This is a genomic window from Enterocloster sp. 210928-DFI.2.20 (assembly GCF_020554465.1).
In the GTDB taxonomy this organism is placed as follows: domain Bacteria; phylum Bacillota; class Clostridia; order Lachnospirales; family Lachnospiraceae; genus Enterocloster; species Enterocloster bolteae.
Map to the genome: position 1 here is coordinate 12,793 of NZ_JAJCHK010000036.1, position 14,660 is coordinate 27,452.

The following is a 14,660-nucleotide window of genomic DNA, read 5'->3' on the forward strand; positions in this document are numbered from 1 at the left end:
TACGAATATGCAGAAGCCTTTGCCGTTGTACCGCTGCATCCCGGATGTTAAGCATTTTTGGTGTATTCCTGAATGGAATCTGATGACAGAATCAGGTGGCGGCTGGCCAGAGTATACACTTTTTCAAAATCACAGGTAATGATGCAAACGGTATTTCCATTGTTGGCTATGCGCTGAAGTGCATTTTTTAATACATAAACCGTTTCATAGTCAATATACTTTTCAGGATTGACACAAAATATAATCTTCTTGCGAAGAAATTCATAGCGGTAAAGATACATGGCCAGCTTTTCCTTCTTGGGAAGATGGCGGCAGGATGTCCTGGATGTGAAACCCTCGTTTTTATATTCCGCCAGAAAGGCCTGCTCCATATACTGCATCCGGGTCTGCTTTAATATGCCCATGGGCCCGGCAGCTTTTTTGTAATTGCTGATACAGATATTATCCCTGGTAGGGAGCGGTTCAAAGATACAGTCGTCCAATTCAAAACCCGCGTTAATCAGACTAGGACATCCCTCATGGCTGACCGTCTTGCCATAGACGGATATGGAACCGGATGCTGTCCTCTGGGGATGGAACATGGACTCCAGAAGCTGTGATGATGCATTCCGGAATAAATCAAAAATAGTTACGATTTCTCCTTCATGCAGGTGAAAGGAGATATTATACAAGGATCCATGGCAGAGCCCGTCTACGCGAAGGGATATCTCGCCCGAGGCCTGGGAGGGGATTTCGCGGTAAATTATGGGGCGGCTGTACAGCGTGGAAATATCCACTGTATTTCTCTTCTCATTGTAAATCCATTTAATGGTCCGGTGGTCAGCCATAAAGTATATGCGGTCGGAAAAGAGCTGGAGCTGGTTGATATCACAGGAGGTTATGAGAAAGGAAATGGCTTTGGTTCTCAGATACTGGAACATTCCGGAAAACTGAGGCGTCTGGAAAAAGGAAAGAGGGATGTCGTCCAGGATAATCAGCTTTGCTCCCAGAATGTAAGCCTTCAGGATTTCCACCAGATATTGTTCTGTCTTTGTCAGGCAGCATACTTTTTCCTGAGGTGATATGGACAGTCCCAGCTCATTCATCCAGTTCAGGGTTTCATGCAGTATCAGCTTTCTGTGCACAAGATAAGTTCCGTATTTATGCTTCCGTATCACAAAAATATTCTCCATGACAGAGAGAGAGGGAATCAGAGAACTGCTCCTTTGTATCAATGCAGTGTTGGAGGAGAGTACACGGTGTGATGCCGGGTTTTCCTCATAACAGAACTTTCCTGCGCAGGGGGATACCTGCCCGGAGAGAATCAGTGAAAGCAGAGTCTTGCCGGAATCATGCAGCCCCAAAAGCCCAAGGGACTCCCCCTTGTACTGGTACATGTCCAGGTGGTTGATGAGGAAGGAATGGTCTTTTTGGAAGCACAGGTCCTGTATGCGGTATAGTTCTTCAGGCATGGGCATTTCCTCCTGACAAGGAAAAGTCATCTGACTGAATGGAAAGATAGGGAATGTGGATTTCCACATCTGTTCCCAGGGAAGGAGTGCTGGATACGTGGAGCCCGTAGGTTTCCCCGAATACCAGCTTCAGCCTCCGGTTGACATTCCACAGTGCGATGCCAGTGCTTTTTTTGCCGGATGCGGGAGAGACATGATATTCCTGGTTCAGGGACTGGTTGAGCTTCTGCAGTGTGGAGGAATCCATGCCCTTTCCATTGTCGGATATGCGTATATTGATGTGCTTTTTCGTAGACACTGCCTCTATGGTAATGATACCCTGGCCGGCTATGTCCGTAAATGCATGGACAATGCTGTTCTCCACTATGGGCTGCAGGGTTAGCTTTGGAAGCACCGCGTCCATAATGCTGTCCCAGGAATCCGGCAGGTTTACATTCAGAAGAAAACGGTTCCTGAACCGGTATTGCTGAATTTTCATGTAATTGTTGATGACGTTGATTTCGTCATTTAAGGTCGCGAAATCACTTTTTGTGCTGATGCTGTAGCGGAAAAAATTTGACAGGGAGTAGGTGATATCTGCTATTTCCGGCATTTCGTTTAATACGGCCTGGGCACGTATGCACTCCAGGGCGTTATACAAAAAATGAGGATTAATCTGGTTCTGAAGTGTCAGAAGCTCAGTCTGTTTTTTGAGAATTTCATTCTCGTAGTATCTGGCCCTGTCAATCATGGCTGCCTGTGTATGTTCTTCCAGGAGCTTCTGCAATTTTTTTTCTGTGAGAAATTTCATGTTTCGTCCCGCCTTATTCTTCTTATCAACTGTATATCTTGCGGTAATCCTTTGGGGTAATGCCCACGTATTTCTTGAAGAGCTTGCTGAAATAACGGGCATCCTGAAATCCTACCGAATATGAAATCTCGTTGACGGACAGGTTAGAGTCCTTGAGCTTTGTTTTTGCATGTTCGATCCGGTATGAATTCAGGTAATCCACGAAGTTTTCACCTGTTTCCTTCTTGAAAATGTTGGAGAGATAGGCCGGGCTTAAGGAAACCAGCAGAGCCGCATCCTCCAGGCGTATGGAATCCGCATAGTGTTCCTCTATGTATCTGAGGACAGTGCGCACAGGGCGGGCATTTTGGGCCTGTACAGCCTTGTGTATATTCTCAAATATATAGGATACCGGTTCAGCCACAGCAGCTTTCAGGGCCTCCAGAGATAATGCATTGTCAATTGCGTAATGAATCTGGGTGGAAAGATAGTCCAGCGACAGATCCCCCTGTTCCAGGGAAATATCCATATGTATCAGCATCTGGCAGATATCCTGCATCATGGATATGACATCAAACAACGGAAAAAGATGCTTTGGTTTGAAAAACAGCTGGTTCAAGGTGGCCATGAAATCCGCAAAATGAACGGATTCCACGGCTTTTCTAAATTGATGGAGATATGCTTCCTTTTCTTCCCGTGACAGGTGGGGAACAGGCGCAGTCTTTTCCCAAAACAGGATTTGGCCGCATCCGGCCAGAATGCGGTAATACAATGCGTCTGTGGCATCCTTATAGGAACGGCTGAAGGAAGAAACCTCCGAGTAGGCAGCACCTGCCCCTATCGTGATTTTTAATCCTGCAAACATATCCAGAAGATTGTACGCTTTCTGGTAGAATTCCGTCAGGCAGGCTTGAAAACGGATGTCAGCCATTACGGGATAATTTACGCCAAAGCAGATAGTGTTGTCCTCCACGCAGGAGAGTGTCTGGTAACAGAGATCCGCCAGGTCCTCATGGAACATGGAAATCAGTTTTTTATTCAGGGAACCCATGTGGTCAGGGTTATCTGCTCCCTGATTGTCAAAGTCCAGCTTGATGCAGAGGATGCGGAAAAGTCCGGGTTTGAAATCAATGCCATACTCTTCTGTCACATGATCCAGCGTGATGGAGGAATCCTGTATTTCCCATATGATTCGTTTTAAAAAGAAGGATTTACCTGGGTGTTCGGTATGGACAGCACAAAGGTCTTCACTGCCAGAGACAGGATGCTGCCGTAATTCCTCCAGGATTTTTTTAAGGGCCTGATTGAGTTCTGTTTCACTGATGGGCTTTAGGATATAATCATCCACGGCGTATTTCAGTGCATTATGGGCATATTCAAATTGTTTATAGCCGCTTACGATGATAAAACGGCAGGGGATATTAAGATACCTGGTCTGGCGAATCAGTTCGATGCCGTCCATAACAGGCATGCTTATATCAGTAATTACAATAGCAGGTCTGTGCTCCTGGATTTTCTGGAGTAGTTCCTGTCCGTTATGGGCAAAACCCGTAAACTCCAGGCCTAATTCTTCCCAACATATCATTTTTTTGATAAGTTCACATATCAGGTATTCATCATCGGCAATCAGTACCTTCATTCTTTCAGTAAGCACAGGAATCCTTCTTTCTCTCTTTGGTGTGTCAATAATATAGCACAATGAAAATTAGGTGTCAAATAAATGGAGGGTTAAAAGTGCACAAAAATAGTAGAATGAAGAGTGAAAAATAGAAATAATACACATATTCTAAAAATCGGTGCATTGTGAAAAATCGAAAAGCACATTATGATAAGTTCCATCAGTAAACAAACGGAGGTATGAAAGGAGAAGGAGTATGAAGAAACAATTACTTGCATGTATTTTGGCGGCATCCATGATGGCAGGAACTCTGGCGGGATGTGGAGGTTCTGCCCAGGAACCGGGGACTACGGCAGCCCAGGATAAGTCCCGGGAGAGCGCTGCGGCAGACGGTCAGGACAAAAAGAACCAGAAAGACGGAAACGGGGATATTACCCTTACCTTATGGCATATTGAAAATGACGCGAAGAGGCTGGAAGTGGTAAAACGCTGTATTGAACGGTTTGAGGCCAGCCACCCCAACGTTAAGGTAGAGCAGGTGCCTATGGAGAATGATCCGTATAAGACAAAGCTTACCACAGCCATGGCTGCCGGGGAGGAACCGGATATATTCATCTCCTGGGGCGGAGGATGGCTTCAGTCCTTTGTGGAAGAGGGCAAGGTTCTGGATATTGACCAGAATGTCAGGGAAATCTCAGATATCTATCATGAATCAGCCCTGTCTCTGTTTGAGATAGACGAGAAGTACTGGGCGGTGCCGTTCAGGGCCGGCGCGGCTCCTGTATACTACAACACAAAAATATATGAGGAATTAGGGCTTAAGGTTCCGGAGACAGTGGACGAGCTGGAGGCAAACTGCCAGGTATTAAAAGACAACGGTATCATCCCCTTTGCCCTGGGAAATTCCAGCCAGTGGCCGGGCGCCCTTACCTTTATCTGGCTGTCTCTGAGGGAAGGCGGTTCCCAGACATTCCTGGATGCGTTTAACAGGACAGGAAACGCCACCTTTGAGGATGAAAGCTTTATCAAAGCCGGACAGAGGATTCAGGACTGGGTTAAAAAGGGATATTATCCGGAAGGCGCTAACGGCATCAACTATGATACAGGCGGTTCCCGTATGCTGTTCTACAGCGGCCAGGCAGCCCATATCGTACAGACCAACAGCTTTGTTGCCAACTGCAAATCCGAGCAGCCGGATTTCTATGAGAATAACCTGGGATTATTCAATTATCCGGTGATTGAAGGCGGAAAGGGCAAGGCGGACGAGATTCTCGGCGGCGGCAACGGATATTCCATCGCTGCGTCCTGTGAGCATCCCCAGGAAGCCATGGAACTGGTAAAGGCCCTGACAGACCAGGAATATGCCCAGGATATGTCCGATACGGCGGGTATCCTTACCGGAATAAAGGGCGTGGACATTAAGGACAGCAAGCTGCAGCAGATGGAGGATCTTCTGGTAAATGCCTCCTACATGCAGAACTTCTATGACCAGTTCCTTCCTACAGAATTAGGGAATCTGCACAAGCAGACCACATATGATCTTTTTGGCCTTACCACCACACCGGAACAAGCGGCAGCTGATATGGAAGCCCAGGCACAAAAGGATTTGGCAAAGTAACATAAGTTGATTTCGGTATGTGAGGGTGCTGCGGACAGCGCCCTCATTCCGGATAACGCTCTGTCAGAAGGAGAAATCATATGACCAGAAGAAATAAACATATTGGAATCATAGCGCTGTTTGTGCTTCCCGCACTGTTCTTTTACGGTACGTTTAATGTGGTGGGAATCGTCAGGACATTTTTCTACAGCTTCATGGACTGGAAGGGGATCAGCGCTAACCGGACCTTTATCGGCCTTGGTAATTATATTGAATTGTTTGGGGATTCGTTTTTCTGGAATGCCATGAAAAACAATGTAATCCTGGTGATTGTATCCGTGGCAATCCAGCTTCCGGGAGCGCTGCTTCTGGCGCTTCTTATTAATCAGGAATTAAAAGGAACACGCTTTTTCCGCACGGTATTCTTTATGCCCATGCTTCTCTCCACCGTGGCAACAGGCATTATGTGGATTTTGTTTTATGATCCGTATTTCGGCCTGATGGCCAATCTCATGCAGAAGCTTGGGATGAAGAGCATCGCATTTTTGGAGGGAAGTTCCTCTATGCCTTCCATTATGTTCGTCATATGCTGGCAGTTCATTCCCTTTTACATGATTATATTAAAGGCAGGGCTGACCAATATTTCAGCCGATATTTATGAGGCAGCAAAAATAGACGGCGCCAATGGGAACCAGTGTTTCTGGCGGATTACCCTGCCTTTGCTCATGCCCACGCTGCGCTCAGCCGCGGTGCTGCAGCTGGTAGGTTCTCTTAAATATTTTGATCTGTTCTATGTAATGATGGGCGGGGCCCCCAACAAGGCAACGGAACTTATGGCCACCTATATGTATAAAAAAGGATTTACGGAGTTCCGCATGGGATATGCCAGCACCATTGCAGCCAGTATGTTTATCCTGTGCTTTGCCATAGCTTGTATATTCCTGTACATTACCAGAAATAAGGAGGCGGCATAATATGGGCGTATTGTTAAAAAGAAGAGTAATGCATACGGTTCTCTATGTAATCAGCATTGTCATTGCCCTGATTACAGGATTTCCGTTTCTGTTTCTGGTTATCAACAGCTTCAAGGGAATGGGAGAGTACCTGACAAATATCTGGATGCTGCCCAAAGAGCCGTATCTGGGCAATTACCAGATGATCCTGAAACCGGATTTTCTGAGATATTTTCTCAACAGTGTTATTGTGTCTGCAATCAGCGTGTTCATTATTGTAGTGGTATCTTCCATGATTTCCTTTACATTTGCCAGAATGCGTTATCGGGGGAAAAATCTGCTGTACTTTGCTATTATCGCCGGAATGATGATTCCTGTACATACGACCCTGATTCCTACGTTTACCCTGTTAAGCAGTATAGGGCTGACCGATTCCCTGGCCGGTCTGGTGGGACCCTATGTCAGCTATAACATACCCATCGCAGTGTTCATACTGACCCAATTTTTCCAGGAAATCCCAAAAGAGCTGGAGGAAGCAGCCATTATTGACGGGTGCAGCATTGTGGGAACGTTTAAAAATATCATACTGCCCTTGTCGGGACCGGCTATATCCACAATTGTGGTGTACACGTTTTTGAATATATGGAATGAGTTCATCAATGCCAATGTTCTGATCACCAGCTCAGCGAATAAAACCCTGCCGTTGGGAATCCGTGAATTTTACGGAATGCAGTCTGTTAACATACCGGCAGTCCTTACTGCGATCCTGGTGGGATCCCTTCCCGTTATCCTTCTGTACTTTTTTGCGCAGGAGAAGGTGGTGAACGGATTGACACAGGGAGCGGTCAAGGGTTAAGGAAAGGAGAATGCGGATATGGATTTTGAGAAAAGAGCAAGGGAACTGGTGGGACAGATGACGCTGGAGGAGAAGGCTTCCCAGCTTCGGTTTGACGCCCCGGCCATCGGGCACCTGGGTATCCCCAGATATCACTGGTGGAATGAAGGGCTCCACGGAGTCGCCAGAGCAGGAACCGCTACCATGTTTCCCCAGGCCATCGGCATGGCGGCCATGTTTGATGAGGATATGATGCAGGAAATAGGCGCTGTGGTGGGGACGGAGGCCAGAGCCAAATATAATGCATATGCGGCCCAGGAGGACAGGGACATCTACAAAGGACTTACCCTATGGTCTCCCAATGTGAACATTTTCCGTGATCCCAGGTGGGGCAGGGGACATGAAACATTTGGAGAGGACCCTTATCTGTCCGGAAGGCTGGGAGTGGGATTCATCAAAGGAGTCCAGGGAGACGGAGAGTACCTTTTGGCTGCTGCGTGTGCAAAGCATTTTGCAGTGCACAGCGGTCCGGAGGAAAAGCGCCATGAATTTGATGCCAGAGTCAGCCAGAAAGACCTTTGGGAGACATATCTGCCTGCGTTTGAGGCATGTGTGGTGGAGGGAAAGGTGGAAGGCGTCATGGGCGCCTATAACCGGACGAACGGGGAGCCATGCTGCGGCAGTAAGACTCTGATTCAGGATATCCTCAAGAAAAAGTGGAAGTTTGACGGATATTTTGTTTCAGATTGTTGGGCTATAAAAGATTTCCATGAAAACCATCAGGTGACGGATACGGCCGCAGAGTCGGCATCCATGGCATTGAAAAACGGCTGTGATATCAACTGCGGCAATACGTACCTGCACATTTTAAGCGCATGGGAAAAGGGGCTGGTATCAGAAGAGGATATCACACAGGCTGCGGTACATGCCATGCGTACCAGGCTCAGGCTTGGGCTGTTTGACAGAGAATGCACATATCACAATATTCCCTATGAGACAGTGGGATGCAGAAAACACCGCAGACTGGCCATAAAGGCAGCAGAAAAATCCATGGTTCTTCTGAAAAATGACAATATCCTGCCCCTTAACCGGAATATGAAGAAGCTGGCAGTAATTGGCCCTAATGCGGACAGCCGCTGGCCGCTTATTGCCAATTACCATGGAACGGCGCCCAGATATGTGACGGTTCTGGAGGGGATTGAAGCCCTTTTGGGAGAGGATACCCGAATCTACTATTCGGAAGGCTGCCACACTATGAAGGAGAAAGTAGAACGGCTTGCCGCACTGCCGGGTGATCGCATAAGCGAGGCGGTAACAGCGGCCAGGGAAGCCGGTATTGCCGTTGTTTGTATCGGGCTGGATGAACGCTATGAGGGAGAACAGCAGGATTTGGGCAACCGCTTTGACGAGGCGGTGAGCATGGCGGACAAACCTTCGCTGGCATTTCCCAATTCCCAGAGATGTATGTTAAATGCCCTCATTGAGACAGGCATACCTCTTGTGGTGGTAAACATGACAGGAAGCGCCATGGATTTAAAGTGGCTGTCCCAGGCAGAGAGTGTAAAGGCAATCCTTCAGGCGTGGTATCCCGGTGCAGAGGGAGGAATTGCAGTGTCAAAAACTCTTTTTGGTGAGAACAATCCTTCAGGAAAGCTTCCTGTTACATTTTACCGGTCCGAAGATGAACTGCCGCCCTATGAAGATTACAGCATGACCAACAGGACTTACCGGTACATGGAGGGGGAAGCGCTTTATCCCTTTGGATTCGGCCTTTCCTATACCAAATATAAGTATGGGAACCTGACCTGCCTGCCGGATGAGAATGGGAATGTCCTGGTATCGGTTGCGGTCAAAAATGACGGGATGCTGTATGGGGAGGAGGTGGTCCAGGTATATGTGAAAAATCTGGATTCCCCGTTGGCGGTCAGAAACCACACCCTTTGCGCATTTGCCCGTGTTGGCCTTGAAGCAGGACAAGAGAGAACGGTGAATTTTTGCCTTCCGGCCCATGCATTTTATGTGGTGGACCAGAGTGGGCAGAGGCGGCCGGATGGCCGGAGGTTTCATGTATTCGCAGGCGGAAGCCAGCCGGATGACAGAAGCTGCCGCCTGATGGAGGAAAAACCTTTGATGGCACAGCTGGTGCTGTGACAACGAATAGAAAAAGGGCGAAGGAGGAGAGAATATGGATTTTTTGCAGGTAAAAAACGGAAAAATTGTGGACCAGTCCGGCACGGAGGTCTATCTCAGGGGAACCTGTGTAGGCGGCTGGATGAATATGGAAGACTTCATTAACGGCTACCCTGGCACAGAAAGCGGTATGAAACGGGAGTTTGCAAAAGCAATGGGGGCAGGAAAGTCAGAATTGTTTTTTGAGAAAATTCTGGATAATTTCCTGAATGAAGACGATATAAGGTTCATTGGGGAAACAGGGGCCAATTGTATCAGGATCCCGCTGAGTTATAAGCATTTTGAGGATGATATGAACCCCTTTGTGTATAAGGAGGAGGGATTTAAACGTCTGGACCGTATACTGGATGCCTGCGAGCAAGAGGGAATCTACGTAATATTGGATATGCATGCCCTGGCCGGCTGGCAGAATTGCCATTGGCACAGCGACAATGAGAGGGGCGCGGTGATGCTGTGGAAATACCGTCATTTCCAGGAACGGATTATCGCGCTATGGGAGGAATTTGCCAAGCGGTACAGGGACAGGAGCGCGGTAGCCGGGTACGATCTTATGAACGAACCTTCCACCGGCACGCCCACCGGTGAGCATGCCTATGATTTTTACGAATTCTACCAATCCGACTGGGATGCCATTAACCGGCTGTACCGGGAAATTGCAGAGGCAGTGAGAAAAATAGATAAAAGACATATACTTTTCCTGGAAGGCGACAATTACTCCAGAGATTTTGCCGGACTGGACGCTCCCTTTGAGGAAAATCTGGTTTACAGCAGCCATAATTACATTCCGCCAGGGTATGGTCCGGGTAGCTATCCGGGATATTATGACGGGGTATATTGGGATAAAAACAAACAGGAAAATGCATTTCTGGACCATCAGGGCACCCGCTTTGCCATGAAACATCATGTGCCCTTGTGGGTGGGAGAGTTTGGCTCCCAGTATCATGGGTATAAGGAGGAGATACCTTACCGGCTTAAATCCATGGAAGACCAGCTGGGCATTTACAATGCGCACGGGGTCCACTGGACCACCTGGACGTATAAGGATCCGGGAATTATGGGATGGGTATTTTTGGATCCGGACAGTGAATATATGAAAATTATCCAGCCGGTACAGGAACAAAAGCGGATTCTGGGAGCTGAAAATTTTGTGGCAGATTACGCTGGCGTGGCTGAGGGAAGGAGAAAATCACGCGTACTGGCCGACTATATACTGGATGTGATGGGAGAAACGCGGATTGACAGGGCGTCCAATGCGTTTGTTATGAATTATGGAGTCCTGAACGGATATGCGGGAGCCATGCTTCAGCCTGCTTATGCCAGACGCTTTAAAGGATACGGGGAGGATAGCCTGGAGCGTATCGCGTGTGCTTTTAAGCTGGAAAACTGCGTGAAAAATGAGGGGTATCTGGAAGTGCTGAAGGGAATGCTGCATTGATAAAATACAGGTTCTCTGATAAACTAAAGTTATTATTTACTTAGACGGCGGCGGGCTGTTATTACATATGAAAAAGGGGCAGATGTCATGATGCAGAGGAAGAACATGGTTTGGAAAGAACGAATGTCGGAGTACTGGATGATTGGTCTGCTCCTTTTTCTGATTGCGGTTTTTTCGTATATTTCTCCGGTCTTTGCCACCAGAGGAAATCTGTCCAATTTCCTTCGTTCCATACCTGTGTTGGGGATTGCCACGCTGGGTGTGGCAATGCTGATGATTTCCGGCGGTATTGACCTGTCATGCGGGGCCATTACGGCATGTGCGGGAACCATGGCTGCCTATCTGGCAGTTTACGGGTGCCACCCTGTTGTATGTGTGGCAGCAGGCATTCTGTGCGGAGGGGCCTGGGGACTTTTAAACGGTTTTTTGATTACGAGGTTTGAATTAAAACCATTTATAGTAACAGTGGGAAGCAATTACATGATTCGGGGCCTGACGCAGATGATTACAGGCGGTGTGCTTATTGGGGGCCTTCCGGGCTGGTTTTACAGAATATCCAATACAAATCTGTTTGGCGGCATGATATATTCAAACTTTCTTATATTCCTGGTGCTGGGAGCAGCCGTGGTACTGGTGATGAAGTATACCATATTCGGGCGCTGCTGCTATGCTGTGGGAGCCAGCAAAAAAGCCAGCGGCCTGGCAGGCATCCGGGTGAACAGCCATCTTCTCAAGGTGTATTTTATTGAGGGCGCCTTAGCCGGAATAGCAGGGGTCATCCTTATGTCCTATTTGAATGTGGGGGCATCCAGTGAGGCCATGGGGCTGGAGGCGTATGCTATCGCCGCAGTCATTATAGGAGGAATCCGGTTTGAAGGCGGCGCAGGCGGTATGGAACGGGCATTTCTTGGCCTGCTTATCATTGAGATTTTTAAAAACGGAATGGCCGTAGCCGGGTTAAATACCTACGGCCAGCAGGCTGTGACAGGGCTTATGATATTGGCAGCCATTGTAATGGACTATTTCAGAAAGAAGAAGGAAGAATCTGTATGAGACTCGGTATGCGATGGAATTTATGGCTGATAGCCTGTCTGGTCCTTGCCGCGGGAGCAGGTCTTGCGGGGTGCGCAAACCAGGCCGGTACGGGAACCGGGAGCGGGGAGGGACCAATGTTTTATTTGATTACGCTGAATGAAAAAGGGCCTTACTGGAAACCTCTGATTGACAGTGCAAAACAGAAGGCCGGGGAAAGGGGAATCCGCCTGGTGGTGAAATCCGGCCAGCCCGGAGATTCTTCCAGGCCTCAGAAACTCATCGAGATGGTACAGGAGGCGATTGACCAGAAAGCAGATGGCATTGCCATGGCTGCATTGGAACCGGAGATGTTTGATGTGAAGGCTGCGGAGGCAATGGAGGCAGGTATAAAGGTGGTTACCTATGACACAGATATCAGGACCAGCGCCAACCGTCTTTCTTATATTGGCACAAATAATTATGAAGCCGGAAAAAGGCTGGGTGAGCAGGGGGCCCTGGATTTGAAGAAGAGAGGTATAACAGGGGGAATGCTGACAACAGTCACTTACAGCGGTTCCGCCCAGAATATGGTGGAGCGGTATAGAGGATTGAAAGATGGATTTGATGAAGCCATGGGTGATGAAGCCGGACATTTTACATGGTGTCAGTGGATAATCAACGACTTAAGCGTATCAAGGGCCAGGGAGCAGCTGGAGACCCAAATTATGTCGTATCCTGATTTGAGGGCGGTATTCACGTTGGGAACGGAGTCGGTCATAACAGGAACTATGGAAGCCATCCGATCCCAGAAACAGGAGGGGGTCTTATATCACTACGGATTCGACTATTCCCCCACCCTTGAGGCGGGGGTGGATGAAGGACTGATTACCGGAATTGTGGACCAGAACAGCGAAGCCATAGGCAGTCTTCTGGTGGACAAGCTGGCTGACGCGGTGGAGGGACGGGAAATCAGTAAGGAATATCCTGTGGATGTAACGTGGATCGAGGCGGAAAATTTAAAGGAGTATGGAAAGAATCATAAGAGGTGACAGGCATATGGATATAAAACAGAAAAGCGCTCCCCAAAGGGAGCTCTGGGCACAGTTTGACGCGCTGCAGCTGGGCAGCGGATGGGAAGAGGAGGATATCAGGAAACCTCAGATCCTGTTGGAGGACGCCTTTGGCGACAGCCATCCGGGAAGCGTGCATCTGGCGGGGATTATGGAGCAGGCTAAATACGGTGTATTTGAAACAGGCGGATTTCCTGCCCAGTACCACACTACGGATATTTGCGACGGGTGCGCGCAGGGACATGACGGCATGAACTATATCCTGGCATCCAGGGAGGCCATATGCGACATGATAGAGATACACGGACGCGTATATCCCTGGGATGGAATGATATTGGCTTCATCCTGCGACAAGTCAGTGCCTGCCCAGCTTAAGGCGGCGGCCAGACTTGATATACCGGCCATATTCATACCGGGAGGCAGTATGAGAAACGGACCGGAAATGACCACATCCCTGAAGGCAGGCGATATATCCCTCAGACAAAAGCGGGAAGGCGCTATTACGGAACAGGAAATACGGGATTACAAACTGACCGGATGCCCTTCCGTGGGGGCCTGTACCTTTCTTGGAACGGCCAGCACCATGCAGTGCATGGCCGAGGCGTTGGGACTGGCTCTGCCTGGAGCGGCCCTGATTCCGGCAACCATGAGGGACATCCTTTCATGGGCCCGCCGGGCGGGCCGGATTATTATGAAGTTAGCCCGTGAGGATATCCGTCCAGGCCGGATTATGACGGATAAGGCTTTTGAGAATGCGATGATGGTCCACAGTGCCATCGGAGGGTCTACCAACGGAGTCATTCATCTTACTTCCATTGCAAGGGAGCTGGGGATTGAACTTCTTCCTGAGATGTTTGACGAGATTAACCACAAGGTGCCGCATATAGGAAACATAGCTCCCGGAGGCAGCCACCTGACGGAGGCATTCTGGTTTGCTGGGGGAGTTCCCATGGTGGAGCTGGCCCTTAAGGATATGCTGAATCTGGATGTGATGACAGTTACCGGGAAAACCCTTGGAGAAAATCTGGACGATCTGCAGAGGGATGGTTTTTTTGACAGATATACCGGATATCTGAGCAACTGCGGTCTGAAACGGGAACAGGTGATTTTTCCGGTGAAGGATACGCAGGAGAAGGGCTCCATAGCCATCCTGCGGGGGAATATCGCCCCGGATGGAGCCGTGATTAAATATGCGGCATGTGTAAAGGAGATGAGGGAGCATCAAGGGACTGCCAGGGTCTTTGATTGTGAGGAAGATGCTTACCAGGCTGTTGTGAAGAAAGAAATCCGCAGGGGAGACATTATTGTAATCCGGTATGAGGGACCCAGAGGAAGCGGTATGCCTGAGATGCTTATGACAACTGAGGCAATCGTATGCGATGAGGATTTGAACGGGACAGTGGCGCTGGTCACGGACGGCAGATTTTCCGGGGCAACCAGGGGAGCTGCCATCGGCCATGTCTCTCCGGAGGCTGCTTCAGGAGGACCGCTGGCATTTGTAAAGGACGGAGACATCCTATCCTACAGCGTGGAAAAGCGGAGCCTTGAACTGGTGGGAATACAGGGGAAGGAAGTATCATCCCAGGAGGCGCTTAGGATACTGGAGGAGAGAAGAACGGAAGGACTGCAGCCGCGGCCAAGCTGCAGAGGCGTCTTTGGCCGGTACACCAGAAACGCCCTGTCCGCCATGGAGGGAGCAGGGTATGAAGATTAGAGGAGGATGCTTTT

11 protein-coding genes are annotated in these 14,660 nt (G+C 48.8%); 8 read left to right on the forward strand and 3 right to left on the reverse strand.

The features are described 5' to 3' along the window. Nucleotides 1-47 precede the first annotated feature (47 nt). From LI015_RS23410 to LI015_RS23420, 3 genes are read right to left on the reverse strand one after another with little or no spacing between them, the layout of a single operon-like run. Complete coding sequence (locus LI015_RS23410) at nucleotides 48-1,451, reverse strand: ATP-binding cassette domain-containing protein (RefSeq protein ID WP_166436744.1); 1,404 nt, start codon at nucleotides 1,449-1,451, stop codon at nucleotides 48-50. Continuing rightward, complete coding sequence (locus tag LI015_RS23415; protein ID WP_024726108.1) at nucleotides 1,444-2,241, reverse strand: sensor histidine kinase; 798 nt, start codon at nucleotides 2,239-2,241, stop codon at nucleotides 1,444-1,446. Before LI015_RS23415 ends, LI015_RS23410 begins: the two co-directional genes overlap by 8 nt. Before the next feature lie 25 nt (nucleotides 2,242-2,266). Then, on the reverse strand, nucleotides 2,267-3,874 hold the full coding sequence (locus LI015_RS23420) for a helix-turn-helix domain-containing protein (protein ID WP_227126474.1): 1,608 nt from the start codon (nucleotides 3,872-3,874) through the stop codon (nucleotides 2,267-2,269). A gap of 220 nt (nucleotides 3,875-4,094) precedes the next feature. On the opposite strand from LI015_RS23420, the gene LI015_RS23425 reads away from it, so the two are divergent. From LI015_RS23425 to ilvD, 8 genes are all read left to right on the forward strand, one after another. Beyond that, nucleotides 4,095-5,456 (forward strand): extracellular solute-binding protein, encoded by a 1,362-nt coding sequence (locus tag LI015_RS23425; protein WP_021892803.1) that lies wholly within the window; start codon nucleotides 4,095-4,097, stop codon nucleotides 5,454-5,456. 80 nt (nucleotides 5,457-5,536) lie between these two features. Next, on the forward strand, nucleotides 5,537-6,409 hold the full coding sequence (locus LI015_RS23430) for a carbohydrate ABC transporter permease (protein ID WP_119205539.1): 873 nt from the start codon (nucleotides 5,537-5,539) through the stop codon (nucleotides 6,407-6,409). Between the two features lies 1 nt (nucleotide 6,410). Next, nucleotides 6,411-7,244 carry a carbohydrate ABC transporter permease gene (locus LI015_RS23435; protein ID WP_021892801.1) on the forward strand — a complete coding sequence of 278 codons (834 nt, stop codon included), beginning with the start codon at nucleotides 6,411-6,413 and terminating at the stop codon, nucleotides 7,242-7,244. Nucleotides 7,245-7,262: 18 nt separating this feature from the next. Next, complete coding sequence (locus LI015_RS23440; RefSeq protein WP_227126475.1) at nucleotides 7,263-9,374, forward strand: glycoside hydrolase family 3 C-terminal domain-containing protein; 2,112 nt, start codon at nucleotides 7,263-7,265, stop codon at nucleotides 9,372-9,374. Nucleotides 9,375-9,408: 34 nt separating this feature from the next. Continuing rightward, nucleotides 9,409-10,848 carry a glycoside hydrolase family 5 protein gene (locus LI015_RS23445; RefSeq protein WP_227126476.1) on the forward strand — a complete coding sequence of 480 codons (1,440 nt, stop codon included), beginning with the start codon at nucleotides 9,409-9,411 and terminating at the stop codon, nucleotides 10,846-10,848. An 87-nt stretch (nucleotides 10,849-10,935) separates the two neighbouring features. Next, nucleotides 10,936-11,901 carry an ABC transporter permease gene (locus tag LI015_RS23450; RefSeq protein WP_119205535.1) on the forward strand — a complete coding sequence of 322 codons (966 nt, stop codon included), beginning with the start codon at nucleotides 10,936-10,938 and terminating at the stop codon, nucleotides 11,899-11,901. Then, nucleotides 11,898-12,911 carry a sugar ABC transporter substrate-binding protein gene (locus LI015_RS23455; protein WP_227126477.1) on the forward strand — a complete coding sequence of 338 codons (1,014 nt, stop codon included), beginning with the start codon at nucleotides 11,898-11,900 and terminating at the stop codon, nucleotides 12,909-12,911. The genes LI015_RS23450 and LI015_RS23455 overlap by 4 nt, the downstream gene beginning before the upstream one ends. A 13-nt stretch (nucleotides 12,912-12,924) precedes the next feature. Beyond that, nucleotides 12,925-14,646: a dihydroxy-acid dehydratase gene (gene ilvD / locus LI015_RS23460; protein WP_416387960.1), complete on the forward strand. Its 1,722-nt coding sequence runs from the start codon at nucleotides 12,925-12,927 to the stop codon at nucleotides 14,644-14,646. Nucleotides 14,647-14,660: the final 14 nt, after the last annotated feature.